General features: G+C 68.9%; 24 protein-coding genes. 10 read left to right on the top strand and 14 right to left on the bottom strand.

Annotation, left to right across the window (positions count from 1 at the left end; all coding sequences use genetic code 11):
• Nucleotides 1-75: 75 nt before the first annotated feature.
• The gene (pepN, locus tag ACZ7OI_RS41945; protein ID WP_470269693.1) at nt 76-2,643 is read right to left on the bottom strand and encodes an aminopeptidase N; all 2,568 of its coding nucleotides are present in this window, start codon (nt 2,641-2,643) and stop codon (nt 76-78) included.
• 177 nt (nt 2,644-2,820) lie between these two features.
• On the opposite strand from pepN, the gene ACZ7OI_RS41940 reads away from it, so the two are divergent.
• Nucleotides 2,821-3,441 carry a mycothiol-dependent nitroreductase Rv2466c family protein gene (locus ACZ7OI_RS41940; RefSeq protein ID WP_470269692.1) on the top strand — a complete coding sequence of 207 codons (621 nt, stop codon included), beginning with the start codon at nt 2,821-2,823 and terminating at the stop codon, nt 3,439-3,441.
• 30 nt (nt 3,442-3,471) lie between these two features.
• Here the strand turns inward: ACZ7OI_RS41940 and ACZ7OI_RS41935 are convergent, their stop codons facing one another.
• Both ACZ7OI_RS41935 and ACZ7OI_RS41930 read right to left on the bottom strand, forming a co-directional pair.
• Nucleotides 3,472-4,281 carry an MBL fold metallo-hydrolase gene (locus tag ACZ7OI_RS41935; protein ID WP_470269691.1) on the bottom strand — a complete coding sequence of 270 codons (810 nt, stop codon included), beginning with the start codon at nt 4,279-4,281 and terminating at the stop codon, nt 3,472-3,474.
• The gene (locus ACZ7OI_RS41930) at nt 4,278-5,015 is read right to left on the bottom strand and encodes a 2-phosphosulfolactate phosphatase (protein ID WP_470269690.1); all 738 of its coding nucleotides are present in this window, start codon (nt 5,013-5,015) and stop codon (nt 4,278-4,280) included. The genes ACZ7OI_RS41935 and ACZ7OI_RS41930 overlap by 4 nt, the downstream gene beginning before the upstream one ends.
• Before the next feature lie 44 nt (nt 5,016-5,059).
• Here ACZ7OI_RS41930 and ACZ7OI_RS41925 point away from each other — a divergent pair, with 44 nt between their 5' ends.
• Complete coding sequence (locus ACZ7OI_RS41925) at nt 5,060-5,533, top strand: ribose-5-phosphate isomerase (RefSeq protein ID WP_470269689.1); 474 nt, start codon at nt 5,060-5,062, stop codon at nt 5,531-5,533.
• Nucleotides 5,533-6,342, top strand: a complete 810-nt coding sequence (locus ACZ7OI_RS41920; RefSeq protein WP_470269688.1) for an Fpg/Nei family DNA glycosylase — start codon at nt 5,533-5,535, stop codon at nt 6,340-6,342. The genes ACZ7OI_RS41925 and ACZ7OI_RS41920 overlap by 1 nt, the downstream gene beginning before the upstream one ends.
• 173 nt (nt 6,343-6,515) lie before the next feature.
• On the opposite strand, the gene ACZ7OI_RS41915 is transcribed toward ACZ7OI_RS41920, so the two are convergent.
• Entirely contained in the window at nt 6,516-7,322 is an 807-nt protein-coding gene (locus ACZ7OI_RS41915; protein WP_470269687.1) for a hypothetical protein, read from the bottom strand.
• Nucleotides 7,323-7,464: 142 nt separating this feature from the next.
• Here ACZ7OI_RS41915 and ACZ7OI_RS41910 point away from each other — a divergent pair, with 142 nt between their 5' ends.
• Together ACZ7OI_RS41910 and ACZ7OI_RS41905 are read left to right on the top strand one after the other, a co-directional pair.
• The gene (locus ACZ7OI_RS41910) at nt 7,465-8,340 is read left to right on the top strand and encodes a TIGR03619 family F420-dependent LLM class oxidoreductase (RefSeq protein WP_470269686.1); all 876 of its coding nucleotides are present in this window, start codon (nt 7,465-7,467) and stop codon (nt 8,338-8,340) included.
• A 1-nt stretch (nt 8,341) separates the two neighbouring features.
• Nucleotides 8,342-8,782, top strand: coding sequence for a nuclear transport factor 2 family protein (locus tag ACZ7OI_RS41905; RefSeq protein ID WP_470269685.1), 441 nt, complete (start codon nt 8,342-8,344; stop codon nt 8,780-8,782).
• 2 nt (nt 8,783-8,784) lie between these two features.
• Here the strand turns inward: ACZ7OI_RS41905 and ACZ7OI_RS41900 are convergent, their stop codons facing one another.
• Both ACZ7OI_RS41900 and ACZ7OI_RS41895 read right to left on the bottom strand, forming a co-directional pair.
• Nucleotides 8,785-9,645: an alpha/beta fold hydrolase gene (locus ACZ7OI_RS41900; RefSeq protein WP_470269684.1), complete on the bottom strand. Its 861-nt coding sequence runs from the start codon at nt 9,643-9,645 to the stop codon at nt 8,785-8,787.
• A 49-nt stretch (nt 9,646-9,694) separates the two neighbouring features.
• Nucleotides 9,695-10,162: a MarR family winged helix-turn-helix transcriptional regulator gene (locus ACZ7OI_RS41895; RefSeq protein WP_470269683.1), complete on the bottom strand. Its 468-nt coding sequence runs from the start codon at nt 10,160-10,162 to the stop codon at nt 9,695-9,697.
• Nucleotides 10,163-10,236: 74 nt separating this feature from the next.
• On the opposite strand from ACZ7OI_RS41895, the gene ACZ7OI_RS41890 reads away from it, so the two are divergent.
• Nucleotides 10,237-11,244: a type 2 periplasmic-binding domain-containing protein gene (locus ACZ7OI_RS41890; protein WP_470269682.1), complete on the top strand. Its 1,008-nt coding sequence runs from the start codon at nt 10,237-10,239 to the stop codon at nt 11,242-11,244.
• Between the two features lie 300 nt (nt 11,245-11,544).
• Here ACZ7OI_RS41890 and ACZ7OI_RS41885 read toward each other — a convergent pair whose 3' ends face one another.
• The 3 genes from ACZ7OI_RS41885 to ACZ7OI_RS41875 are packed head-to-tail and all read right to left on the bottom strand — an operon-like array spanning nt 11,545 to nt 14,098.
• Nucleotides 11,545-12,420: a phosphotransferase family protein gene (locus ACZ7OI_RS41885; RefSeq protein WP_470269681.1), complete on the bottom strand. Its 876-nt coding sequence runs from the start codon at nt 12,418-12,420 to the stop codon at nt 11,545-11,547.
• A 44-nt stretch (nt 12,421-12,464) separates the two neighbouring features.
• A complete protein-coding gene (locus ACZ7OI_RS41880) occupies nt 12,465-13,127 on the bottom strand; it encodes an MSMEG_1061 family FMN-dependent PPOX-type flavoprotein (RefSeq protein ID WP_470269680.1) in 663 nt (220 codons plus the stop codon).
• Nucleotides 13,128-13,138: 11 nt separating this feature from the next.
• Nucleotides 13,139-14,098: a PDR/VanB family oxidoreductase gene (locus ACZ7OI_RS41875; protein WP_470269679.1), complete on the bottom strand. Its 960-nt coding sequence runs from the start codon at nt 14,096-14,098 to the stop codon at nt 13,139-13,141.
• Between the two features lie 67 nt (nt 14,099-14,165).
• On the opposite strand from ACZ7OI_RS41875, the gene ACZ7OI_RS41870 reads away from it, so the two are divergent.
• Nucleotides 14,166-14,831: a TetR/AcrR family transcriptional regulator C-terminal domain-containing protein gene (locus tag ACZ7OI_RS41870; RefSeq protein ID WP_470269678.1), complete on the top strand. Its 666-nt coding sequence runs from the start codon at nt 14,166-14,168 to the stop codon at nt 14,829-14,831.
• Here the strand turns inward: ACZ7OI_RS41870 and ACZ7OI_RS41865 are convergent.
• Entirely contained in the window at nt 14,828-15,388 is a 561-nt protein-coding gene (locus ACZ7OI_RS41865) for a TetR/AcrR family transcriptional regulator (protein ID WP_470269677.1), read from the bottom strand. The two genes, ACZ7OI_RS41870 and ACZ7OI_RS41865, sit on opposite strands and share 4 nt — an antisense overlap.
• Nucleotides 15,389-15,483: 95 nt before the next feature.
• Between ACZ7OI_RS41865 and ACZ7OI_RS41860 the strand changes: the two genes are divergently transcribed.
• The 3 genes from ACZ7OI_RS41860 to ACZ7OI_RS41850 all read left to right on the top strand — a co-directional run bounded on the left by ACZ7OI_RS41860 (nt 15,484) and on the right by ACZ7OI_RS41850 (nt 20,006).
• Nucleotides 15,484-16,386 (top strand): NmrA/HSCARG family protein, encoded by a 903-nt coding sequence (locus ACZ7OI_RS41860; RefSeq protein WP_470269676.1) that lies wholly within the window; start codon nt 15,484-15,486, stop codon nt 16,384-16,386.
• A gap of 211 nt (nt 16,387-16,597) precedes the next feature.
• Nucleotides 16,598-17,254, top strand: coding sequence for a TetR/AcrR family transcriptional regulator (locus ACZ7OI_RS41855; protein ID WP_470269675.1), 657 nt, complete (start codon nt 16,598-16,600; stop codon nt 17,252-17,254).
• A 64-nt stretch (nt 17,255-17,318) separates the two neighbouring features.
• Entirely contained in the window at nt 17,319-20,006 is a 2,688-nt protein-coding gene (locus ACZ7OI_RS41850) for an alpha/beta hydrolase (RefSeq protein ID WP_470269674.1), read from the top strand.
• Between the two features lie 2 nt (nt 20,007-20,008).
• Here the strand turns inward: ACZ7OI_RS41850 and ACZ7OI_RS41845 are convergent, their stop codons facing one another.
• The 4 genes from ACZ7OI_RS41845 to ACZ7OI_RS41830 all read right to left on the bottom strand — a co-directional run bounded on the left by ACZ7OI_RS41845 (nt 20,009) and on the right by ACZ7OI_RS41830 (nt 23,216).
• Complete coding sequence (locus ACZ7OI_RS41845; RefSeq protein ID WP_470269673.1) at nt 20,009-20,464, bottom strand: GNAT family N-acetyltransferase; 456 nt, start codon at nt 20,462-20,464, stop codon at nt 20,009-20,011.
• Nucleotides 20,465-20,482: 18 nt separating this feature from the next.
• Nucleotides 20,483-20,644: a hypothetical protein gene (locus ACZ7OI_RS41840; RefSeq protein ID WP_470269672.1), complete on the bottom strand. Its 162-nt coding sequence runs from the start codon at nt 20,642-20,644 to the stop codon at nt 20,483-20,485.
• A gap of 25 nt (nt 20,645-20,669) precedes the next feature.
• On the bottom strand, nt 20,670-21,767 hold the full coding sequence (locus ACZ7OI_RS41835) for a glycosyltransferase family 2 protein (RefSeq protein WP_470269671.1): 1,098 nt from the start codon (nt 21,765-21,767) through the stop codon (nt 20,670-20,672).
• A gap of 180 nt (nt 21,768-21,947) precedes the next feature.
• Nucleotides 21,948-23,216 carry a cation:proton antiporter domain-containing protein gene (locus tag ACZ7OI_RS41830; protein WP_470269670.1) on the bottom strand — a complete coding sequence of 423 codons (1,269 nt, stop codon included), beginning with the start codon at nt 23,214-23,216 and terminating at the stop codon, nt 21,948-21,950.
• Nucleotides 23,217-23,421 lie beyond the last annotated feature (205 nt).

The raw sequence follows: 23,421 nt of genomic DNA, 5'->3' as shown, positions 1-23,421 counted from the left end.
TCGGGGTGCCCCAACGCAACGCTGGTCGCAAAACACCCCGCAACAACCAGACCAGCGGGAGACACCCAGGAACAATCAAGCCTGGCTATCGAAATCCCGAGCAGCCAACGCCCGCACAATCCCCGCGCGCCCCTCGGAAACAAGCCGCCGCAACGCAGCAGGATGCTCCCCGGCCAGCCACTCGTCCGAAGCGTTCACCGTAGCCGCCTCAACAGCCCAAGACGGATACAACCCAATCGCCGTAGGCTGCGCCCGCTCACTGGACCGCCGAGCCCAAACGTCGTCGATGACCTCGAAGTACCGCTCGATGTACTCCCCGAGCAAATGCTTCTGCCCCGGGTGCGAGAACCCGGAAATCAACGCGTCGCTCACCGCATTGGGAATCTCGTCGTCGTAAATCGCCCGCTGCCAAGTATCAGCCTTAGCCTCAGCCGTAGGCTGCAACGCCCGAGACCGCTCCGCGTGCCGCCGTCCGGCAGCAGTGTCGTCCCGCGCCTGCTCGGCATTGATCTCGTCCGCACCAGCCTTGCCGTGCGCGACCAGCGCCTGCAGCAACCGCCACCGCAGATCCGTGTCCACCGTCAGCCCGGCCAACGGCGCAGACCCGTCGAGCCACCCGGCGATCTCCGCCAGGATGTCGTCGCTCAACACGCCACCGGCCAGCGAGTTCACGAACGCCAGCTGATGATCCGAGCCAGCCTCAGCAGTACGGGCAAGCTCCAGCAACCGCCCGCTCAACGCAGGCCATCCCTCCGCCGCCGCCCACTTCTGGTCGGCGTAGGAGTTGAGCGCGGTCTGCGCCTGCAACAGCAGCCGCTGCACCACGCCGACCTCGCTCTCGGCGTGGATCCCGCGCGCCACCAGCGTCACGAAGTCGCGAGCCTTCAGTTCCGCCTCGCGCGTCATCTCCCACGCGGCCGACCAGCACAGCGTGCGCGGCAGCGAGTCGGTGATGTCGCCGATCCGGTCGATCAGCGTGGTCAGCGACGCCGGGTCGAGCCGCATCCGGCAGTAGGTCAGGTCGTCGTCGTTGACCAGCACGAGCTTGCCTGCGGCCTGGCCGACGAGGTCCGGCACCTCGGTGCGCTCGCCGGTGACGTCCAGTTCGACGCGGCGGGTGCGCACGATCTTGCCGTCGCCGTCCTCGTCGTACACGCCGACCGCGACGCGGTGCGTGCGCAGTTCCCCGGCGCCCGGCTTCGCGCCGGTCTGCACGACGGCGAACGACGCGAAGGTGCCGTCCGCGGCGATCTCGTAGCGTGGGCTGAGCGAGTTGAGGCCGGTGGTCTCCAGCCATTCCGCGCTCCACCACGACAGGTCGCGGCCGGACGCTTCCTCCAGCGCCGCCAGCAGGTCGGCGAGCGTGGCGTTGCCCCACGCGTGCTTGCCGAAGTACACCTTGAGGCCGTCGAGGAAGTGCTCGATGCCGACGTAGGACACCAGCTGCTTGAGGACGCTCGCGCCCTTGGCGTAGGTGATGCCGTCGAAGTTGACCTCGACCGCGTGCAGGTCGACGATGTCGGCCGCGATCGGGTGCGTCGAGGGCAGCTGGTCCTGGCGGTAGGCCCAGGACTTCTCGATGTTCGCGAAACTGGTCCAGGCGTTCTTGTACTCGGTCGCCTCGGCCTGGGCGAACACGCTCGCGAAGGTCGCGAACGACTCGTTCAGCCACAGGTCGTCCCACCAGCGCATGGTGACCAGGTCGCCGAACCACATGTGCGCCATCTCGTGCAGCAGCGTTTCGGCGCGCCGCTCGTAGGCGTAGCGGGTGACGCGGCTGCGGAAGACGTAGTCCTCGAGGAAGGTGACCGCGCCGGCGTTCTCCATCGCGCCCGCGTTGAACTCCGGCACGAACAGCTGGTCGTACTTGGAGAACGGGTACGGGGTGCCGAATTTCTCGTGGTAGAAGGCGAAACCCTGCTTGGTCTCGACGAACAGCCGCTCGGCGTCCATGTGCTCGGCGAGCGACGCGCGGCAGTAGATGCCGAGCGGGATGGTGCGGTGCTCGTCGCGGAACTCGTCGGTCCATTCCGCGTACGGGCCGGCGACGAGCGCCACCAGATAGGTGGAAATCCGCTCGGAAGTGGCGAACTGCGTGCGGCGCGCGCCGTCCTCGGTGTCCTCGGCGCTTTCGACCAGCGCGTTGGAAACGACCTTCCAGTCGCGCGGGGCGTGCACGGCGACGCGGTAGACGGACTTGAGGTCCGGCTGGTCGAAGCAGGCGAACATGCGCTTCGCGTCGGCGGTCTCGAACTGGGTGTAGAGGTACACCCCGTCGTCGACCGGGTCGACGAACCGGTGCAGGCCCTCGCCGGTGTTCATGTAGCGGCAGTCCGCGGTGACGACGAGTTCGTTGTCCGCGGCAAGGCCGGGCAGCGCGATGCCCTTTTCCTCGGCGTAGCCGCTGACATCGAGCTCGGTGCCGTTGAGCACGGCGGAGCGGACGCCTTCGGCGACGAGGTCGATCCACGACGCTTCGCCGGGACGGCTGCTGGAGAACCGCACCGTGGTGGTGGAGCGGAAGGTCTTCTCCCCGGGACGGCCGTGGCCGTCGGTCAGGTCCAGCTCGATGTCGTAGGACGACACGTCCAGCAGGCCGGAGCGCTGCTTGGCTTCGTCACGCGTCAGGTTGGGGGCGGGCACGGGCACCTCTGGTCTTCGGTTCCGGTGGGCACGACGTTCAGCATCCAATCATGACGCGCCCGGAACCGGCGACCAGGGAACAATGCGGAGGGTTCCCCGCGTTGCCTCGCAGTGCGGGGGTTTGCCCCGCCCTCCGGCGAATGCCGGGGAGCAGCCTCGCCGAGGAGCCCGTGAAAAATGACTGACTCGTCCCAGCCCACCACGGTGGACTTCTTCTTCGACCCGATCTGCCCGTTCGCGTGGATCTCGTCGCGCTGGATCCTCGAGGTCGAGAAGCACCGCGAGCTGGACCTGACCTTCCGGGTGATGAGCCTGTCGGTGCTGAACGAAGGCCGCGAGGACCTGCCCGAGCGGTACAAGGCGCTGCTGAGCGAGGGCTGGGCCCCGGTCCGCGTCGCGACCGCGCTGGCGCAGACCGAGGGCCAGGAAGCCGTGCGCAACTTCTACACCGAGTTCGGCACCCGCTACCACAACCAGCACAACGAGGACCGCAAGCTGGTCATCAAGGAGGCGCTGGCCGCGATCGGCGCCCCGGCCGAACTCGCCGAGGCCGGCGAATCGACCGAGTACGACGAAGCGCTGCGCAAGAGCCACCACGAGGGCATGGACCCGGTCGGCATGGACGTCGGCACGCCGACCATCCACGTCAACGGGACCGCGTTCTTCGGCCCGGTGCTGTCGTCGATCCCGCGGGGCGAGGACGCGCTGAAGGTGTTCGACGGCGCGGTCGCGCTGGCCAGCTACCCGGACTTCTTCGAGCTGAAGCGCACCCGGACCGGCGACCTGAACTTCGACTGACGGCACCGCTCGTGAGTGTTTATGCCGGTTCTAACCGGCATAAACACTCACGAGAAACCCGAGCGCCGCCTTGGTGACGTCTTCCGGGTACGGCGAGCTTTCCAGCGCTTCTTCGCGCGACGCCCCGCGCGTCTTCAGCTCGTGCAGGCGCAGCAGGCCGTCGCGGTGCGTGCGCACGAACGCATCGTCCACCGGGTCGCCGTGCCCGGGGACGACGATGCGCGGTTCGAGCGCGAGCAGCGCGTCCATCGCGGCGGCCCACGCGTCGAGCTGGTCGTCGGGGCCGAAGGAATACGCGGTGAAGCCGTGCGGGCCGTGTTCCACGACGTCGCCCGCGAAGACGACGTCGACGTCAGGCACGTGCACCAGGAGATCGTGGTCGGTGTGCGCGAGGCCGGGGTGCACGAGGGTCACGGTGCGGCCGCCGAGGTCGAGTTCGGCGCGGTCGGGCACGAGGCGGTCCGGCGGCATGAGGCCGGTGCGCTCGATGGCGTCGGCGATTTCCGGCTTGCCCTCTTTGCGGTAGTGCTTGGCCCAGGTTTGTTTGTCGGCTTCGCCGTTCTTCAGCATGGCCTGCAGGCAGCCGGGGTGGGCCCAGACGTCGCACGGCAGGAACGGCGTGGTGCCGAAGGAGTGGTCGAAGTGCGCGTGTGTGTAGACGACCGACCACGGCAGCTCGGTCAGCTCGCGCACTGCGGCGGCGAATTCGGCGCCCTGGTCGACGTCGCCGCGGGTGTCGATCACCAGGCACCGCTCCTGGCCGAGCACCAAGCCGGTGGTGAGGTCCAGTTCTTCGTACCGGCGGGCGAAAACCCCGTCGGCCACCTCGGTCCAGCTCATTGCCCCTCCAGAATGCCGTGCGACAGCCTCGCCACGCTATCGCTGACGTCGTGCTGGGCGGCGAGAATTACGTCGCTTCCGTGGCCGGCCGCGGCGAGTTCCCGGCCGGAGGTGCAGTCGTGCAGCGCGGCTGGCACGTCGGTGGCCGCGTAGGCAGCCGCCGCGAGCGCGGCTTCGGCGGACCGCGAGCCGGTCAACGCGGCGACGATCGCGCCCGCACCCAGCTGGTCTTCGACGCACGGCCGCAGCGGGCCGAACTCTGCGCCTTCGCTGAACATGTCCACGCCCCAGCGTTCCCCGGCGGGAATGACACCGATCGGCCGTCCGTCGGCGATTTCTTCGGCTTTCACGGCGGTCGCCGACGCATTCCGCAGGCAACCGGCCAATACGTGCGCGCCGGTTTTCGCCGCGGCCGCGCAGAGCGTCGCGCCGTTGGGGGAGGGGAGGGCGAGCAGCGTGCCGGACGGGATCTCCGTCACAGAAGACGGCCGGAGCGTCCATTCCTCTTCGCCCGCGAGCACCGCTCCCGCTCCGCGCGCCTCGGCGATTCCGCGCTCGTCCCGCCACCGCACCGGCAGCACCCGGCCGCCGCGACCGACGACGAGATCCGTTGTGGTGCTGAAGGAAAGCACGTCCACGATGATCAGCACGGCGCACTCCCGGCCCAGGATTCCGACGCCTTCGCCGCCCCATTCGAGCCGGACGTCCGCGCCGTGCTGCGCTGCGATGTCCACCCCCGGAGCATGCCGGGTCCGCGGCGAGATGGCACACTCCCGCTGTGCGTGTCTACTTGGGATCCGACCATGCCGGTTTCGAGCTGAAGAACCACCTTGTCCGCCACCTCGGCGAACAGGGGCACGAGGTGACCGACATCGGTCCGTTCGTCTACGACGCGGCCGACGACTACCCGGCGTTCTGCGTCGAAACCGCGCGCCGCGTGGCCGCCGACGAGGGCAGCCTCGGCATCGTCATCGGCGGGTCCGGCAACGGCGAGCAGATCGCCGCGAACAAGGTGCCGGGCATCCGCGCCGGACTCGGCTGGAGCGTCGAAACCGCGCAGCTGACCCGGGAGCACAACCACGCCCAGGTGCTGGGCGTCGGCGCCCGGATGCACACGCAGGAGCAGGCCACCGAGATCGTCGAGGCGTTCCTGGCCACGCCGGTCGACCCGGCCGAACGCCACGCGCGGCGCGTGCAGCAGCTGCTCGACTACGAGCGCACCGGCACCCCGCCCGCGTTGCCGGAGGCCTGATGCCCGAGGGGCACACGCTCCATCGGCTGGCCCGTCTCCACAAACGCCGGTACGCCGGCGAACCGGTTGCCGTCAGCAGTCCGCAGGGCCGGTTCGCCGCGGAGGCGGAGAAACTCGACGGGCAGGTGCTCGTTTCCGCTGAGGCGTACGGAAAACACCTGTTCCACAACTACGGTCCTTTGGGGACAGTCCATGTCCACTTAGGTCTGTACGGCACCTTCGGCGAGGCCCCGTTGCCCGCTCCCGAGCCGGTCGGTCAGGTGCGGATGCGGCTTGTCGGCCAGACCCACTGGACCGATTTGCGCGGCCCGACGCGGTGCGAACTGCTGGACCCGGCGCAGGTCGACGCGATCAAAGCCCGGCTGGGCCCCGATCCGTTGCGCCGCGACGCCAAACCGGATCGTGCGTGGGAGCGGATCTCGCGGTCTCGTACGACGATCGCGGCGTTGCTGATGGATCAGGCTGTGCTGGCTGGCGTCGGCAACGTTTATCGCGCGGAAGTGCTGTTCCGGCATGGGATTTCGCCGATGGTCCCCGGGCGCGCGCTGGATCGCGCGCTGTGGGACGACATGTGGGCGGACCTGGTGACGTTGATGCGCGCCGGAGTGCGGGTCGGACGGATCGACACGGTCGCGCCGGAGCATCTGCCCGCGGCGATGGGGCGGGCGCCTCGGGAGGACCGGCACGGGGGCGAGGTTTACGTCTACCGGCGGGCCGGGATGCCGTGTCTCATTTGCGGGACTCCGGTGGCGCAGAAGGAATTGGCTGCGCGGAATCTTTATTGGTGTCCGACTTGCCAGCCCGCTTGAGCTAGGTCCGGCAGAAGTCCGTGAGGGCCACCTTGAGGGAATCAGATTCCCTCAAGGTGGCCCTCACGGACCTTCGCCTCGCGTATCAGTCCCACTGGCGGGGCGGGCGAAAACGGTTGCGGAGACGACGAAGGCCTCGCGGCAGCCGCCGCGAGGCCTTCGCTGACTAGAGGTCAGAAGTCGAAGCCTCCGCCGCCGTCGAACCCGCCTCCATCGAAGCCGCCGCCGTCGAAACCTCCGCCGAAGTCCTGGCTTCCGTCGAATCCTCCGCCGTCAAAGCCGCCTCCGTCGAAGCCTCCGTCCATGCCGCCCGCGTCCAGGGCGTCCGCCTGGCCCGCGTCGTAGCCGGATTCCCAGGCCGAGGCGCTGGCGATGCCGCCCATGCCGGAGAACATGGCGCTGAACAGGAACATCGAGCCCAGGCCCCAGGCGCCGGCCACGAGCGCGGGCTTCCACCACGGCTCGCTGTACCAGCCTTGCGGCACCGGGCGTCCCGCGACGCGGCCGCCGGGGTAGTAGTACGGCGTGTCCTGGCCGGGGTCCGGCGAGGCGGCGTAGTGCTGGCCTTCGACGTCCACCTCGCGGTGTTCGGTGACCTTGCCCGCCCGTTCGCGTTCGGCCTCGTCCGGCAGGGCCGGGCCGGGGTCCATGCCCATCGCGACGCGCGCGGCGCGCACGTAGTACAGGCCTTCGATGGCGGTTTCCTTCACCAGCCGGGCCTGTTCGACGGTCTTGGCCTGCTCCAGCTGCGAACCGGCGGCGTTGTAGCGCTCGCTCGCGTCCGCCATCGCCTGCTGGGAGGCGGTGTCGGTGCCGGTGATGTTGAGGACCTGGCCGCCGAGGCGCTCGACGAGGCGGCGCGCGTCGGCCTTCGCGTCGTCGAGCTGGCTCTGTCTGGTCGCGGCCTGCTTCCTGGACAGGTACAGCACGCCTCCGACGATGACGACGACCAGCACGATCAGGAGGATCGCGGTGCCCATGGGTCACTCCGTGTCTCGATCTGACGCGACGGCCGGGCAGCCGTCCCTGAAACGGACAACGCGGACCGTGCGCGGAGAGTTCCCGGCGGCGCCTCCGATCGGGTGGTGGCCGACAAAACTAGAACACGTTATAGTCCGCGGCATGAAGTTCTCCTTGTCGATCGCGATGAGCCCGCTCGACCAGCTGGGCGGGCTGGCCCGCGCCGCCGAGGAGGCCGGGTTCTCCTCGATCGTGCTGCCCGATTCGCTCTTCTACTCCGAGAAAGTGTCCGCCGACTATCCCTACACCCCCGACGGCAGCCGGTTCTGGGACGAGAACACGCCCTGGGCCGATCCGCTGGTCGCGACCGCCTCGATGGGCGCGGTGACCGAGCGGATCCGGTTCTACACCTCGGTGCTGAAACTCGGCTCGCGCAATCCGGTGCTGCTCGCCCGCCAGGTCAACTCGGTCGCCGCGCTGACCGGCGGCCGGTTCGGCCTCGGGTTGGGGATCGGCTGGTCGCCCGAGGAATTCGAATGGTGCGGCGCGCCGTACAAGCGGCGCGGCAAGCGGTTCGACGAGGCCATCGAGGTGCTGCGGCTGATCCTCAGCGGCGACATGGTCGAGTTCCACGGCGAGTTCTTCGACTTCGACAAGCTCAAGATGAGCCCGGCGCCGCCGTCGCGCGTGCCGTTCTACATCGGCGGACACACTGACGTCGCGCTGCGCCGGGCCGCGCGCGTCGCGGACGGCTGGTCGTCCGCGATGATGACGCTCGACCAGCTGCGCGACACCATCGGCAAGCTCAAGGGCCTGCTCGCCGAGAGCGGGCGCGAAGGCGACCCGTTCGAATTCCAGGCGGTGTGCGTCGACCGGTTCGGGCTCGACGGATTCCGCGAACAGGCCGGGGCGGGCGTCACCGACGCGATCACCATGCCGTGGGTGTTCGAGGGACACGGGTTCGACGCGGACCTCGGCCCGAAGGTCGACGCGATCCGCAAGTTCGGCGACGAGATCATCGCGAAAATCGAGGAGTGACATGGGAGTCGAGGTCTGCTGGGACCCCGCGGCCGAGCAGCCGCCCGCGCGGGAGGCGGCGTTCAAGTCGATGACGGCGGCGAGCGCCGGGGACAAGGACGGCTGGCTCGCGCTGTTCGCCCCGGACGCGGTCGTCGAGGACCCGGTCGGCCCGTCGATGTTCGACGAGGAGGGCAAGGGCCACCACGGTCGCGAGGGCCTTTCCGCGTTCTGGGACAAGACGATCGGGAACGTCGAGCGATTCGAGTTCGTGATCCGCGATTCGCACGCGGCGGGTTCGGAGGTCGCGAACGTCGGCACGATCACGACGTACCTGCCCGGCGGCTACCGCGTCGACACCGACGGGGTGTTCGTGTACCGGGTCGGCGAGGACGGGCTGGTCGTTTCGATGCGCGCGTTCTGGGAGACCGAGCGCGCGATGGCCACCGCGCGACAGGTCTGATGTCAGCCCGGGTTCGCTTCGGCGAAATCAAGAACGCGGGCGGTGACGAGATCGGGTTGCTGCAGCGTCAGCGCGTGCGTGGTCCGCGGCACGATTTCCGTGCGGATACGGGGATTCAGCGTCGCGACCCGGGCGGCGACTTCCGATGCGCGGTGGATGTGGCTGCGTTCGCCGAGGACGAGCTGGACGGGGACTTCGATCGCGCGAAGCTCGTCGTCGGTGAAGACGTGCTGCGGCGGTAGTTGCGCCTTGTACTTCACGCTGGCGAACAGCAGTGGCCGCAAGGTCTGCCGCACGGCCGGATCGCCGGCGACGAGCCGGCGCTGGACCGCGGCGGGCAGCAGCCAGGGGAAGATCTCCTTGACACTCCAAAGGATGAACTTCGGGACGCTGATCGCCGCGAATCCGGCCGGTTCCAGCCCGATGACGCCCGCGATCCGGTCGGAGGACCGGGTCGCGAGGTTCAGCGCCAGGAAACCGCCGCGCGAGACGCCCGCGAGGCAGACCTTCTCCTGGCTGATGCCGTCGAGGACTTCGGAGAGCCATTCGGCGAGGTCGTCGTCGGTACTGGCGGAGGCGGTCTCGACCGAGTGGCCCGGTTCGCCGATGGAATCGACGGCGTAGACCGGATGGCGGGCGGCTAGCTCGGCGAGGTGCGGGTACCACGACAACGACGAGCCCATGATGCCGTGCAGCAGGACGATCGGCGTGCCGTGTTCGGGGCCGCTGCGCCGGACTCGGGTGGGGCCGAACCTCGTCGCGATGTCCAGTTCCGCCGAGGGAACCGGCCACTTTCGCAGGACCTTCGCGTACGTGGCGAAGTAGTGTTCTCGCGCTTTTTGGTTGGTGAAAGTTCCCGGCATAGCGTCCCTCCCCGAGACGGGTTACCGTGCGCTTAAACCATACCAGCGCTCAGGCGTTGTCCAGGCGCAGCAAAGTGTTCAGCAGATTTCCGCCGGGAAGTCCCTCGTCGCCGAAGATCCGGTGCTGCACCTCAATCACGAGCGGCAGCGCGGCGCGCAGGGCGGCTCCGCCGGCGTCGGTCACCTCGACGCGTTTGGCGCGGACGTCCTCGGCGCTGCGCGCGCGGGCGACGAATCCCTTGCGTTCCAGTGTTTTCAGGATCTGCGACACCTGCATCGGGTGGATGTCGCCGGAGGTCGCGAGGCCGGACTGGGTCACCGGGCCGCCGGTCCGGTTCAGCCAGGCGGCGAGCGCGAGCGTCTGGAACTGCAGGTGCGTCAGGTCGAGCGGGCCGAGCGCCTGGTCGACCTCGCGGACGTAGCGGTGCACGACGCGCCACATGACGAAACCCACCGCGTTCTCGGGGGCGCCGAGCGAGGCGGTGGCGAAGAGTTCGGCGAGCGCGTCCTTGTCCATCGGGAGGCATCGTAGCGGTTGCCCGAAGATAGTAAACGTGTTTAGTATTGGAATGGACAAGAGAGGGGCACCTGATGGCTGACCTGCGGCTGGACCTCGGCCTGTACCGCTACGACAACACTCGCCCGCTGTTCGACGGCCGGGTCCGCTTCGACGGCGTCGACGCGACCCTGCACACCGCCGACATCGTCTCGGACCTGTTCGAGCGGATGGTGCGAGGGCGCGAGTTCGCCGTCGCCGAGCTGGGGCTGACCTTTTACTTGCGCACGTTGGACCTCCCGGATCCGCCGTTCGTCGCGCTGCCGGTGTTCCCCAACCGGCAGTTCCGGCATTCGGCGATTTACGTCAACGCCCGCAGCGGCATCCGTGCGCCGCGGGACCTTATCGGCAAGACGATCGGCGAGTTCGCGACCTACGGGCACGACGCCGGGGTGGTGGCGAAAGGCATTCTGTCCGACGAATACGGCGTGCGACCGGAACAAAGCCGGTGGGTGATCGGCGGATTCGACTGGCCGATGGAATGGTTCGATTTCGTTCCGAGACTGCATCCCCCGGAGGTCGACGTACGGCAGGCTCCGGCGGGGAAAGCGCTCGGGGCGATGCTGGAGAGCGGGGAGATCGACGCTTTTATTTCCGCGGATCCGCCGCGAGGGATACGGGAGGATTCGCCGGAGGTGGCGCAGTTGTTCCCGGATTACGTGCGGGTGGAGCGCGAGTACTACCGGCGTACCGGGATTCGGCCGATTATGCATGCGGTGGTGGTCCGGCGGGATCTGCTGGCGGATCGGCCGGGGTTGGCGGAGCGGTTGTATCGGGGGTTTGTCGACGCGAAGGAAGCGGCGATGGCGGATTACCGGCGTGGGCGGATCTTCAATCATATGGGGGATGCGGGGATGGTGCCGTGGTTCAGTGCGTTGTATGACGAGAATCGCCGGTTGTTCGGGGAGGATTGGTGGCCGTACGGGATCGAGAAGAACCGGCTGTCGGTGGAGGCGTTCTTGCGGTGGCATTTCGAGCAGGGGTTGTCGCGGCGGTTGATGACTGTTGAGGAGATTTTCGTGCCGGAATTGCTCGGTACGTAGCCTTTTAGCGGACCGGCCGGACTCTGCGTGGCGACTGGCCCGCCTCCCGTGAATGGACGACCAAGCGCCAGATCTACCTGTTCGCGGACACCGGGGAGATGCGCGGGGCACGGACAACCGCACGTTCTGTCGCACGGCCAGCTTGACTGGCTGGCCGCCACCGATCACATCGCGGGTGGCGGCCGGGTCGACACCAGAGGCTCTGCCCACCGGGCCAGCTGGACCGCCTGCCCAGAGGAAACGGCTGGGTCGACCCGCGAGGCCTAGGCCGACCCGACGCCGTCACCCGCATTCGATGATCTAGGCCGCCAGCTCCTCGTACAGGCCTTCCAGAGCAAGGACGTCGTCCTCGCTTCCGGTGTGCGGCGCGGAAAACCAGTCCGAGTATTCGCGCAGCTCGGAGAGCCGCCAGTCGAGGGCGAACAGTTCGACCATTTCCGGGTCCAGGTCCGCGGTGCCGGGCAGGTCGGCGTAGTCGCGTTCGCGCGGGGCGACGGCGAGGGTTTCCCAATCGACCAGGCGCAGGCCGGCCGGAGTCGTCACCTGGTTGTCGTTGTGCGGCTCGCCGTGGGTCGGGACCCAGGAGTCGCGGCGGGAGGCGGCGAGGGCGGCCAGTTCCAGGTAGCGGTCGTTCCAGCAGCTGATCGCGTCGGCGCGGGCGGCGAGTGCGGTGCGGGCTTCTTCGGCCAGCGGGCCGGACGTCCACGGCTTGGCGGTGCGGGATCGCAGTTCGGCGGCGAAATCTGGGCCGACTTGCAGCGACCAGTGGCGAAGTCCGGCGGGTGGCGGGGTGCGGTGCAGGGCGTCGAGGGCGGCGAGAATTGCCGGTTTGTCGACCTCGTCTTCCGTGGGGCTGCGGCCGTTCAGCATCGGGGTGACGCTGAGCGCGCCGACTCCGGTGTCCACTGTGAACTGGCCGGATCGCGTCGGTACCGGCGCGCAAACGAACTCGAGCCCGGCGGCAGCCAGTTCGGCGGCGCTCGCGTAGGTGCTTTCCAGCGACGCCGCGGTGTGCCGGGGTTCGAGCTGGTCCAGCGTGACGAACAGGGTATCGGCGCGCCAGTGGTGCGCGCCGAAACCCCAAGGCAGATAAGCGATCTCGGAGACAGGCTGCCAATGTTCGGCGAGCGTGCGGGTGATGGCGGCGTCGGTGAGGAAAGACGGTCGAGAGCGCACGAATCGGATACTAGGCAGGGCTTCGTGGTAGGAGCAACGGAGTTTTAGAACAGGTCGTTCTGGTACTTGTCGTCGATGACGTCGTACAGGGTGCCGTTGACGAGGTCACCGAGGCTGTTGTTTATCTTCTGCGCCTGCTCGGCGATGGAGAGCGTGTAGAAATCGCCGCCGAGGGTCGCGGCTTCGGCGAGCCCGCGGGTGTCGCCCTCCCACAGTTTCGCGCGGATGATGGCTTTTCCGCATTGTCCGAACACTTCGCGCACGCGGACGATCGTCGCGAGCACGGCGGGTTTGCCGTCCGCGCTGAGCATGCTCAGCAGTTCCGGGTCGTCGGTGACGAAGGCGTCGCCGTTGACCCGTATCACCTCGCGCAGGCCGGGCACGAAGAAGACGAGCCCGATCGACGGGTTGGCGGTGATGTTCTCGAAGGTGTCGGCGAGTTTGTTGCCCGGACGGTCGGGGATGGCGAGCGTCCACGGGTCGAGGATCCGCACCGAACCGGGCGGGTCGCCTTTCGGGCCGACGTCCAGCATGCCGTCGGCGCCGTGGGTGGCGGCACAGAAAAAGGTGCTGTGCGCGATGAACCGCATGGCGAATTCGCCGAGCTGCGGTTCCTTTTTCTCGGCGATGAACTGGTCCGGGAAACCGATGATCTCCCGGACGCGCGCCATGGTGATCGGGGTGTAGGAGTCTGCCGCGGTGGTCATGATTTCTCCCGTCACAGGTCGAGGACCAGCCGTGGGGTGCGGGCCCGGGACACGCAGACGAACATCCGGTCGCCCGCCGCCTGTTCGCTCGCGGAGAGGATGCCGTCGCGGTGGTCGGGGACGCCGTCGAGCACCTTGGTCTCGCACGAGCCGCAGATCCCGGACCGGCAAGAGGTCAGTGGCCGGATGCCGGCCTTTTCGAGTGCGCTGACAATGCTTTCGTCCGCCGCGACGGACACGGTTTTCTTCGAGGCCGCGCATTCCACTTCGACCGGCTTGTTCTCCGCCGGGGCGGCTTGCGGGGCTTTGAAGCGTTCCAGCCGTAACGCCTCGGCGGGCCAGTTCGCTGCTGCGGTGTCCAAATCGGACAGCAGCGAGGCCGGCCCGCAGGCGTAGACCTTCGCGCCCGCCTCGACGGGCTTTTCCAGTTCAGTCAACGGAATCCGGCCGGTGGTGTCCGAGGAGTGGCAGCGCACGCGATCGCCGTAGCCGCGCAGTTCGTCGAGGAACGGCATCGACGCGCTGGTGCGGCCGCCGAAGTACAGCTTCCAGTCCGCGCCCCGGGCTTCCGCCGCGCGGACCATCGGCAGGATCGGCGTGATGCCGATGCCGCCCGCCACGAAGACGTACGACTTGGCGGGGCGGAAGGAGAAATTGTTCCGCGGGCCTTTGATCGAGATGCGCTGACCCGGTCGGAGAAATGCGTGCACGTATTCCGAACCGCCCCGGCTGGCGCGTTCCCGGCGGACGCCGATCCGGTAGTACGCGCGTTCGCCGGGCGGGCCGCAGAGCGAGTACTGCCGTTCGAGGCCGTTCGGCAGCACGAGGTCGATGTGCGCACCCGGTTCCCAGCTCGGCAGCGGTTTCCCGGTCGGGTCCGCTAAGTCCAGCGAGACGACGCCGTCGGCTTCCCAGCGCAGCTGCCGGACGGCTACGTCCAGCCTCGCGGCTGTACCGGCATTCGAGGTCATCGGCTTCCCTCCTTTTGTTAACGCTGTTACTTGCTGCCCGGCCGAGGGTATTGGTAACATCGTTAACATGTCAACCGAGGCGAAACGGGCGGGAATCGCGGCGACGCGGGCCGAGCGGGCGGTGGCCGAGGCACTGGATCTGGTCGACGCGGGCGGCCTGGAGGCGCTCACGATGCGCCAGCTGGCCGACCGGATGGGGTTGCACCTGCCCGCGATCTACCGGCTGTTCGACGGCAAGGACGCCTTGATCGACGAAATGGCCGAGGCGATCCTCGCCGGCGCGGTCGCGAACCTGCCCGCCGAGGACGGCGACTGGGAAAGCCGGCTGCGGAGCCTGGCCGCCGGATTGCGCACGGCGCTGCTCGCGCATCGCGACGGCGCGCGGATCGTCGGCGGGAACTATGCGGCCAAGCGCAGCAATCTGACCTATGTGGACACTCTGCTGGGCTGCCTGCTGGCCTCCGGGCTGCCGCGGAAGCGGGCGATCTGGGCGGCCGGCGCGGTGTTTTGCTACGTGCTCGGGGAGACGCTCGAGGAGCAGGGCGCGACCGGGGACGAGATCGAGGTGCTGAAGGGGGTTCTGGGGACGCGGAAGTACGCGCACCTGGAGTCGGGTCCGATGGAGTCGATGCTCGACTTCGAGGAGCGGTTCGCGTTCGGGCTGGAGCTGCTGCTCGCCGGGGTGCGCAGTTTCGTGGGCGCCGATCCTGGCGAGAACCGCGATAGTGCCTAGCCTCGCGGGCTGATCCCCGCCACCGCGATCCGGAACAGGCGGCTGGCCTCGGCATCCGGGTCGGGGTGATGTTCGGTCGTCAAGGTGATGCCGACGATCAGCGCGATCAGGTCGCCCACGGTCACCTCCGGCGAGACGGCCCCGTCGCGGGCGGCGCGCGCGACTAACGGGGCGGCGGACTCTTCCAGGGTCGTCGAGCAGGAGTTTCCGTGCGCCGGGTCGGGCGTGTCGTACGCCAGGGCCGCCGCGAGGCCGCGGGCGGTCACGCAGTAGCTGACCAGCTCGTCGAGCCATTCCAGGAGCGCGCGGCGGCTGTCGGCTTCCCCGGCCAGCTCCTGTGCGCGGGCGGCCAGCAGGGCGATCCGTTCGTGCGAGACCGCTTCCAGCAGCGCGTGCCGGGTGGGGAAGTGCCGCCGCACGGTCGCGGAGCCGACGCCGGCGGTGCGCGCGATCTGTTCCAGCGACGCGTTCGCCCCGTGTGCGGCGACTTCTTCCTCGGCCACCTTCAGGATCCGGGCGTAGTTGCGCCGTGCGTCTGCGCGTTGCTGGCCGGGCATGGCGTGACCTCCGGGTTTGCTAAGTGGCGGACCCCGCCGTATCGTAGCGGACACGAAACGGCGGGGCCCGCCACTTAATGTTCAGAGGGAGAGTCATGGTCGAGGAAGCACCGGTACTGGTCGTCGGCGCGACGGGACGGCAGGGCGGCGCGACTGCCCGCGAGCTGCTGGCGGCGGGAGTGCCGGTCCGGGCGTTGGTCCGGGATTCGGGGTCGGAGCGGGCGAAAGCGGTCGAGGCGTTGGGCGCCGAACTCGTCGTCGGGGATCTGCACGACCGGGACGGGCTGGCGCCTGCGATGAAGGGCGTGCGGGCGGTGTTCAGCGTGCAGATGCCGGATCTGAGCGGGCCGGAGCCGGATTTCGCGGGCGAGGCGGCTCAGGGGATCAACCTTGTCGAGGCGGCGGAGAAAGCAGGGGTGCCGCAGTTCGTGCACACCTCGGTGAGCGGGGCGGGGTCGCCGGAATTGGCCGAGGAGCGCTGGGCGTTCATGGCGCCGACGATGGAGGCCAAGGCGGCGGTCCAGGATCGGCTCCGGGCAGCCGGGTTCCCTCGGTGGACGTTGCTCAAGCCGGGGTTCTTCATGGAGAACTTCCTGCCGTCCCTGCGGTATGTGTTTCCGCGCGGCATCGAGGGCGGACTGGTGACGATCCTGCGTCCGGAGACCCGGCTGTCGCTGGCAGCGGTGCGGGACATCGGCCGCGCGGCTGCCGCGGCGATCGCGGAGCCGGAGCGGTTCGACCGGGTCGAACTGGAGTTGGCGAGCGACTACCGGTCGATGGCGGAGATCGCGCCGGTTCTGTCTCGCGTGCTGGGTGTGCCGTTGGCGGTGCCGGACATGACCGTCGACGAGGCGCTTGCCGCCGGGATGCCGCCGATGGGGTTCTCGCACACGATGTTGAACGAGATCGGACAGCCTGCGCGGCCCGAGTTCGCGCGTGCGCTCGGGATTCCGCTGACTTCCTTCGAGGAGTGGGCTGAGACGGCTATGCGAGCCTGAACGCTCGGTGCGGCAAGGATTCCTAGGGGTCGGCGGCAAGCCGGGGTGCGTTGCTCCGTTCGGGGCAGCCGGGCGGCGCGGGTGCGCGACGGCGGCACTTCTGCCCTGGCGCACCACGCCCCGGCTTGCCGATTCCCCGCCGTCCGGACGGGTTGTTTGTTACCTTCTGGGCCCGGATCCGCGGCCAGACCGGCCAGTGAGGAGCACTTCGATGGCCGCTGTCCAGCCGTCCACGGGGAAACGCGGCGGCCGGGCCCGGGCTCCGCGCGATCCGGACGCCACGCGGCGGGCGCTGGTCGGCGCCGCGCTCAGGCTGTTCGAACAGGACGGTTTCCACGCTACCTCGGTGCAGAAAATCGTCGACAGCGCGAAGCTCACCAAAGGCGCTTTCTACTACCATTTCGAGACCAAAGAAGACGTGCTGCGCGAAATCCACGACCAGTTCATGGATTTCCAGCTGCGGCGGATCCGCGAGGTGCTCGCCGAGGGCGGCGCGCCGGAGCGGGTGCTCCGCCGGGTGATGACCGAGGTGCTGGTCGAGCCGATCGGCCGCTACCGGTCCGAGATCTCGATTTTCCAGCAGGAGCGCCGGTTTCTCTCCAGCACGACGTTCGCCTCGATCGAGCGCAAGCGCGACGAGTTCGAAGCGCTCGTCACGCAGGTGGTCGAGCGCGGGATCGAGAGCGGCGCGTTCAAACCGGTCGCGACCGCGCGGGTGCTCGCGTTCGCGGTGATCGGCGTGGCCGCGTGGGCGCACACCTGGCTCGACCCGCGCGGCGAGATGACGCCCCGGCAGATCGGCGACGCGTTCGGCGAGATCGTCGTCGCAGGGCTGCGCACCGGGTCGCTGCCGGAGAGCCGGGCCTGAACGGCCTGGCACGAGCGGCCTCGCTCCCGGTAGAAAGGAAAGATCATCGGGGAGGGAGCACCCAGTGAAGGTCCTTCTGCGCAAATTTGTCCCCATCGCGGCGGCCGCCGTCCTGGCGGTCACCGTGGCTCAGCCCGCGGCGGCGCGTCCGGCCACTGGCCCGGCCGCGTCGTCGCCCGAATGGCGGGTCGCCGACGGCAAGCTGGTCTGGACCGCGCCAAAGCCGCTGTTCGGCGACGGCGCGGTGGAGTTCTGGTCCGGCGGCAAGCTGCTCGGCCGCGCCCAGCCGGGTGCGGATCTGCGGACGTTCTCGCTGCCCGCGGGCGGGATCCGCGACGTGCGCGGGCTCGAGGCGCGCGTCGGCGGGCGTTCGCTGACCGAAAAGCCCAAGGCGACGGCGAATCAACCGGCTTCGGCACCGCTGCCGGCGTTGCCCGCCAATGCGGTGGATCCCGGTAAACCCGGGCAGTATTCGACGGTCAAGGGCGAGTACTCGCTCGACCCGGTGCGGCTGCCGGGGCTGGACGGGCCGATCGAAATGCAGGGCCTGGTCGTCGCGCCGAAACACGCGCCGGGGAACCGGCCGCTGGTGGTGTTCCTGCACGGCAGGCACCAGCCCTGCTACAACCCCGCCGATCCGGACGACTTCTCGACGGCCTGGCCGTGCAAGACCGGGATGCTGCCGATCCCGAGCTACCGCGGCTACCTGCAGACCCAGGAATTGCTGGCGTCGCAGGGATTCGTGACGGTGTCCATTTCGGCCGACGCGATCAACGCGCTCGACCACGCGGCGCAGGACGGCGGTGCGCAGGCCCGGTCGTCGCTGGTCCGGCTGCACCTGGCGCACTGGGCGGACTGGTCCGGCAGCGCCCGTTCGACCGCTCCGGCGATCGTGAAGGATTCTCCGGCGGCGGATCTGTCGAATGTGTTGCTGGTCGGGCATTCCCGGGGCGGCGAGGGCGTCAACCGCGCCGCGATGGACAGCTTGTACCCGCCGCCGGGCGACACCGGATTCTCCGGGCCGGTCCGGTGGAAGATCCGCGGCGACGTGCTCATCGCGCCGACCGTGTTCGGGCTCAACCCGGTCCCGGACGTCCCGTCGGTCACCTTCCTGCCCTCGTGCGACGGCGACGTCTCGGATCTTCAAGGGCAGCAATACATCGACGCGGCACGCGGCGTCAGCCGGGACACCGCCTTGCACAGCGCCCTGTACGTCTCGGGCGCGAACCACAACTTCTTCAATGCCGAATGGACGCCGGGCGTCGCGGTGGCCCCGGCGCAGGACGATTTCTCTTCTCCGGAACCGGATCCGAACTGCTCGCCCGGCGTGCCCGCGCGGCTGACGGACGCGCAGCAGCGAGCCGTCGGCGCGACCTATGTCGCCGCGGCGGCGCAACTGTTCCAGAAGCACGATCTGCGGGTCGAGCCGCTGCTGGACGGTTCCGGCGTGCGCGCGCCGTCCGCCGATCCGGCGCGCGTGTTGACGCACGCTCTCGGCGGCGCGCGGACTCCGGTGCTGGTCCCGGATTCGTCGACGAAGGTCACCGGCGGCGGGGACGTCTGCCAGCAGGTCGGCCCGGACCAGCGGTGCCTGACCAATTCCGGCGCCTCCAAGTCGCCGCATTTCGTCGGGCTCGAAGACGCGCCTGATCCGACGCGGACCGCGGTGCACGTGCGCGCGGCTGCCGGGGCAACGACGAAGATCTCTTTGCCCAGCCCGGTTTCCTCGATCGGTGCGCGGGCGTTGGCGATGCGGATCATCGCGCCGGAGAACGCTCCGGCCGAGTCGTTCGACGTCGCGGTCACCGATGCGCGGGGCAACCGCACGAAACTCGGCGCGGTGACGGTGGCCGGGCTGGCCGGGACCGAACGGACGAAATCGTTCTGGGGCCAGGAAGTCCGGGTTCCGCTGCCGCCGTATCTGGAGGTGGCCGGTCTGGAGCTGACGCCGCAGAAGGCGGGCGGCGAGGCATGGCTGCTGGACGCGTACGCCTGGCGGCCCGGTCTGCCGGACCCGAACCCGGCCCCGCTGACGCGCGTCGACCTCGGCTCGATGACGGTCAAGGAAGGCGATTCCGGCTCGAAGACGTACCGGATTCCGGTCACGGTGACCGGGGACGGCGGCGGTTCGGTGCGGGTCTTCCGGGCCGATTCGATCTCTCCGACGTCGGAGAAGTGGACGTATCAAGCGGTCACGCTCGCGCCGGGACAGCACACGCTCGACCTGCCCGCGACGGTCGTCGGGAACACCCGGTGGAGCTGGCCGTACCGGATGCTCGCCGGGGTGAAGGCCACGCACGGGACAGTGATCGGGGCGGCGGAGGGTTCGTTGAGCGTCGAGAACGACGACCCGGCCCCGAAAGCGAGCGTCGGCCAGCCGGACGTGTCGACCGCCGAGGGCGGCATGCTGAGGTGGCCGGTCCGGCTGTCCACAGTGGCCGATTCGGAGATCAGCGTGCTCGGGGAGGTGAAGGCGTCGAAGACCGGGCCGGAACTGATGACGTCGGACGTCGACCCGGAGTGGCTGATCGAACACGGCATCGATCCGGGGAAGAAGCAGCCGTTGTCGGAGACCGGAGTGACGGTGGTGCTGCAGATTCCGGCGGGGAAGACGAGCGGCGGCCTGACGATCCCGACCCTGCGCCATGCCGGGGCCGATCCGGCCAAGCACGTTCTGCTGCGGGTGACCGGCGAGCCGAAGGAATCGGGGCCGGACGTCGAGGTGACGGGGACGGTGACGGACGCGGGCTGAGGTCACTCCTCCTGGTCCGGGCTCCGGGCCAGGAGGATTTTCCGCCTCTGCCTGCCGGTCTCCCGGAATCCGTGCCGCAGGTAGAACGCGTGCGCCCGGGTGTTGACCGCGAGGACTTCGAGCACGAGCGGCCGGCCCCGCTCCGCCGCCACGCCGGCCAGCCAGCGGAGCAGCCGTCCGCCGATCCCTTGGCTCTGGTAGTGCGGGGCGAGTTCGATCCGGCCGAGGAAAACCTCCGTCGGCCGGTACTCGACCACGAGCAGGCCCGCGTCCGCTCCGTCCACCGTGATCACTTGCCACCGACCCGGAGCGAAGGCGCGGTCGTGGTAGCGGCGCTGGATTTCGTCGTCCCAGCCCCAGATCGCGGCGACGTACTCGCCTAACGCGGCTCGGTGCAGCTGGAAACAGAAATCGCTGTCCGCGGCCGTCGCGGGGCGCAGGCCGACCTCGACGGGCATGCGCTCAGGGTAGCGCGATCACAGGTCGTGCTTGCGCACCCTCGGCAGGATCCGCAGCAGCGCCGTTCCCGCTGCCAGCAAAGCGAATCCGGCCAGCAGCAGCCACAGCACGTTCACTCCGGTGAACGCGAGTCCGCCGGTCATTCCGGCCGCGGAGGCCGCGCCGATTTTCTGGTACATGAGTTTCTCGTTTCTGTCTCGGTGTTCACCAGCTCTTGCGGGTGCGCAGGAGCGCGTCCGCGTATGCCTTGAGATGGCAGGCCTGCAGGAAATAGTCGAGCACCAACTCGTACATCGACGCGGCGAGCAACATGCTGCGCCAGCCGCGGTACCGGACGGTCACGGCTCGTTCCACCACGAAGATCGCCGAGATGCCGAGCCACCACGGATTGAGGTGCAGGCCGCCGCGGGAGACGGCCACCGCCAGGGCGGCCAGGTAAATCCCGGTCACCAGTACCCCGGCGATGGTCAGCAGTTGCCTGCCCCAGTACCGCCACGTGACGCGCGTGAGTCCATATTGGACACAGTTCTCCACCGCCCCGCGCTTCCACCGCGAGCGTTGCGTCCACAGTGCACCCCAGCTGGTCATGACCTCGGTTTCCAGCGTGCAGGCGCTCGGCGAGATCACCCGGCGCCCGAGGTGCAGCAGGGCGAAAGTGAGTTCGTTGTCCTCGGTGAGCACGGTGGTGTCGTAGATCCCGCCGCGCGCGTCGCCTGCGGGCAGGCGTCCGGCGAGCCGTGCGGCGGAGACCTCGCGAAGGGTGCTGACCCGGAACATCGCCGCGGTTCCGGTCAGTACCAGGCACTTTCCGTTGAGCCGGTGGACGTCGCGAGCGTAGCGGGCGTATTCGTTGCGCTGCAGGTGCCCGACGAACCCGCCGCCCGGCCCGCCGCGGAACACTCCGCCGACTCCGCCGTACCCACGGTCGAGATGGCGCAGGGCGGTGCTCACGAACTGCGGGTCCAAAGCGGAATCCGCGTCCTGGACGAGGATGACGTCGTCCTCGTCCAGGCGTGGCAGGAGCCAGGCGAGCAGTTGGTTCAGCGCGCCGGCTTTCTTGTGCGTGTTGTTCTCGGACGGCCGGACCCGGGCTCCGGCGGCCGAAGCGGCTCCGGCGGTGTCGTCGGTGCAGTTGTCGGTGACGACGAAGACCTCGTCGACCGTCCGGTCCTGCCTGCGCAGCGCGGCGACGGTGTGCGCGATCTGCGGTTCTTCGTCGTGCGCGGGAATGACGGCGACGACGCGCACGCTGCCGGAACGGTGCCGTCCGGCCTGCGGTTCGGCGAGCGTGGGTGCAGTCATGAGCGGGGTCCTCTGCGCGGAACTGCGACGTGATGCGTCGCGCTTGACCCTTACTCTGCTGGCGGTCACGGAACGCTACGGGAAGAGCCCATAGACCACCCGCGCGGGGGAGATTTTCCCGCGAAACCTGTGTGGCTCCTAGGAATTACCGAGCCGAACGATGATTACAGTGCGTGCATACTATTCGGACCGTCGGTGTGCCGCCGGAGCCATCAACCGGGCGATGAGCGGCGTCGACCCGAGCCCGTGCAGCACGACGCTGCCGAGGACGCAGACCACCGTCAGCGTCAGCACGAGGTCGCTCGCCTCGCCGGACAGTCCGTTGATCGCCAGCAGCCCGAACACGACCGACGTCGTGCCGCGCGGGCCGAGAGCGCCGACGAGGAACCGGTCCCGCAGCGGCATCCGGGTCCGGGCCAGCGACAGCATCACCGGGAGGATCCGCAGGACGGTCAGCGCGAGCAGGCAGAACACGACCGGCTGCCACGGCACGCCGAGGGACACCATGACCACCGCCGCCCCGCCGACGACGAACCACATCGCCATCGTCAGGATCCCGGTGACCTCTTCGAGCAGTTGCAGATCCTCCGACGGGCGGGCGAAGTGCTCCCGGGCGGCGCTGTCCGAGGTGCGGAGGTGCCGCGCGGCGAAGGCGCGGTAGACGTAGCGGAAGGCGATCCCGGAGACGAAACAGGCGACGAATCCGTTGCCGTCGATGGCGACGGTGGCCGCATACGTCAGCAGGGGAGTCGTCAGGATCGCGATGCGCCGCCCCTGTCCGGAAGTCCAGCCGGAGCGGACGGCGAGGAACAGCAGGAAACCGATCACCGCGCCGATGACCGCGCCGGCGGCGATCGCCTTGAGCGCGAACGGCAATGCGGTCGCGAGCGCTTTTCCGGCGGTGTTCGCCGTATTGTCGCTGCGCGCGAGAATGAGCGCGAAAAGGAACAGCGGCGAGACCAATCCGTCGTTGTAGCCGCTTTCGACGTTCAGCACGCTGCGCACTTGCGGCGTCAGGGTTTTGTCCCGCACCACGCGTTCGGCGGCGGCGAAATCGCTCGGGATGACGATGCACGCGACGATCAGCAGCAGCGGCCACGACAGATCCGGGAAGAACGCCCAGCCGACCAGCATGGCCAGCCCGAGGCTCAGCGGCAGCGCCAGGAACAGCACCCGCGCGACGAGACTGGGCGCGTGGCCCCACAGCCGCCCGCCGCGGACCTCGGTGGCGTCGACGAAAAGCAGCATCGCGAGAATGAGCTCGGCGACGTGCTGCGCGATTTCGGTGTCGAAGACCTCGAGCAGTTTCCCCGGATTCGCGAACAGCGCGGTCGCGACTCCGCACAGCACCATCAGCACGGGCGCGGCGATGTTCCACCGGTCGAGCCGTTTGGCCGCGAGCGCGCGCATCAGTACCGCGGCCGAAAGGACCAGCAATGCGGGAATCATCGTTCGTCGGCTCCACGGCTTTTTTTGGTTGCGCCCAGCCGTCTTCGGCCGCTGACGCTCCACAGTGTACCGGGGCAGGCGCGCCTTTCCCGGCATTCCGGGTGTACGTCACGTCCACCCGGAATCGGTCGATGGTTGGACGATCCGGCGGCTTCCGCGCCCTAGCGTCGGTCAGGCGGGTGTTCCGGCCCGCCTGACCCGGGAA

It is taken from the genome of Amycolatopsis sp. NPDC114503 (assembly GCF_055633655.1).
The sequence above is the reverse complement of the archived record's forward strand: the minus strand, read 5'-3'. Positions and strand labels throughout refer to the sequence as shown.

Bases quoted from the DNA above. Each gene is read 5' to 3' on its own strand.
- ACZ7OI_RS41940 (WP_470269692.1), top strand. From the start codon at position 2,821: ATGACTGACTCGTCCCAGCCCACCACGGTGGACTTCTTCTTCGACCCG.
- ACZ7OI_RS41880 (WP_470269680.1), bottom strand. From the start codon at position 13,127: ATGACCACCGCGGCAGACTCCTACACCCCGATCACCATGGCGCGCGTC.
- ACZ7OI_RS41875 (WP_470269679.1), bottom strand. From the start codon at position 14,098: ATGACCTCGAATGCCGGTACAGCCGCGAGGCTGGACGTAGCCGTCCGG.
- ACZ7OI_RS41840 (WP_470269672.1), bottom strand. From the start codon at position 20,644: ATGTACCAGAAAATCGGCGCGGCCTCCGCGGCCGGAATGACCGGCGGA.
- ACZ7OI_RS41830 (WP_470269670.1), bottom strand. From the start codon at position 23,216: ATGATTCCCGCATTGCTGGTCCTTTCGGCCGCGGTACTGATGCGCGCG.
- ACZ7OI_RS41905 (WP_470269685.1), top strand. From the start codon at position 8,342: ATGGGAGTCGAGGTCTGCTGGGACCCCGCGGCCGAGCAGCCGCCCGCG.
- ACZ7OI_RS41845 (WP_470269673.1), bottom strand. From the start codon at position 20,464: ATGCCCGTCGAGGTCGGCCTGCGCCCCGCGACGGCCGCGGACAGCGAT.
- ACZ7OI_RS41895 (WP_470269683.1), bottom strand. From the start codon at position 10,162: ATGGACAAGGACGCGCTCGCCGAACTCTTCGCCACCGCCTCGCTCGGC.
- ACZ7OI_RS41910 (WP_470269686.1), top strand. From the start codon at position 7,465: ATGAAGTTCTCCTTGTCGATCGCGATGAGCCCGCTCGACCAGCTGGGC.
- ACZ7OI_RS41865 (WP_470269677.1), bottom strand. From the start codon at position 15,388: ATGCCCGGCCAGCAACGCGCAGACGCACGGCGCAACTACGCCCGGATC.
- ACZ7OI_RS41920 (WP_470269688.1), top strand. From the start codon at position 5,533: ATGCCCGAGGGGCACACGCTCCATCGGCTGGCCCGTCTCCACAAACGC.
- ACZ7OI_RS41860 (WP_470269676.1), top strand. From the start codon at position 15,484: ATGGTCGAGGAAGCACCGGTACTGGTCGTCGGCGCGACGGGACGGCAG.
- ACZ7OI_RS41900 (WP_470269684.1), bottom strand. From the start codon at position 9,645: ATGCCGGGAACTTTCACCAACCAAAAAGCGCGAGAACACTACTTCGCC.
- ACZ7OI_RS41870 (WP_470269678.1), top strand. From the start codon at position 14,166: ATGTCAACCGAGGCGAAACGGGCGGGAATCGCGGCGACGCGGGCCGAG.
- ACZ7OI_RS41855 (WP_470269675.1), top strand. From the start codon at position 16,598: ATGGCCGCTGTCCAGCCGTCCACGGGGAAACGCGGCGGCCGGGCCCGG.
- ACZ7OI_RS41915 (WP_470269687.1), bottom strand. From the start codon at position 7,322: ATGGGCACCGCGATCCTCCTGATCGTGCTGGTCGTCGTCATCGTCGGA.
- ACZ7OI_RS41835 (WP_470269671.1), bottom strand. From the start codon at position 21,767: ATGACTGCACCCACGCTCGCCGAACCGCAGGCCGGACGGCACCGTTCC.
- ACZ7OI_RS41935 (WP_470269691.1), bottom strand. From the start codon at position 4,281: ATGAGCTGGACCGAGGTGGCCGACGGGGTTTTCGCCCGCCGGTACGAA.
- ACZ7OI_RS41890 (WP_470269682.1), top strand. From the start codon at position 10,237: ATGGCTGACCTGCGGCTGGACCTCGGCCTGTACCGCTACGACAACACT.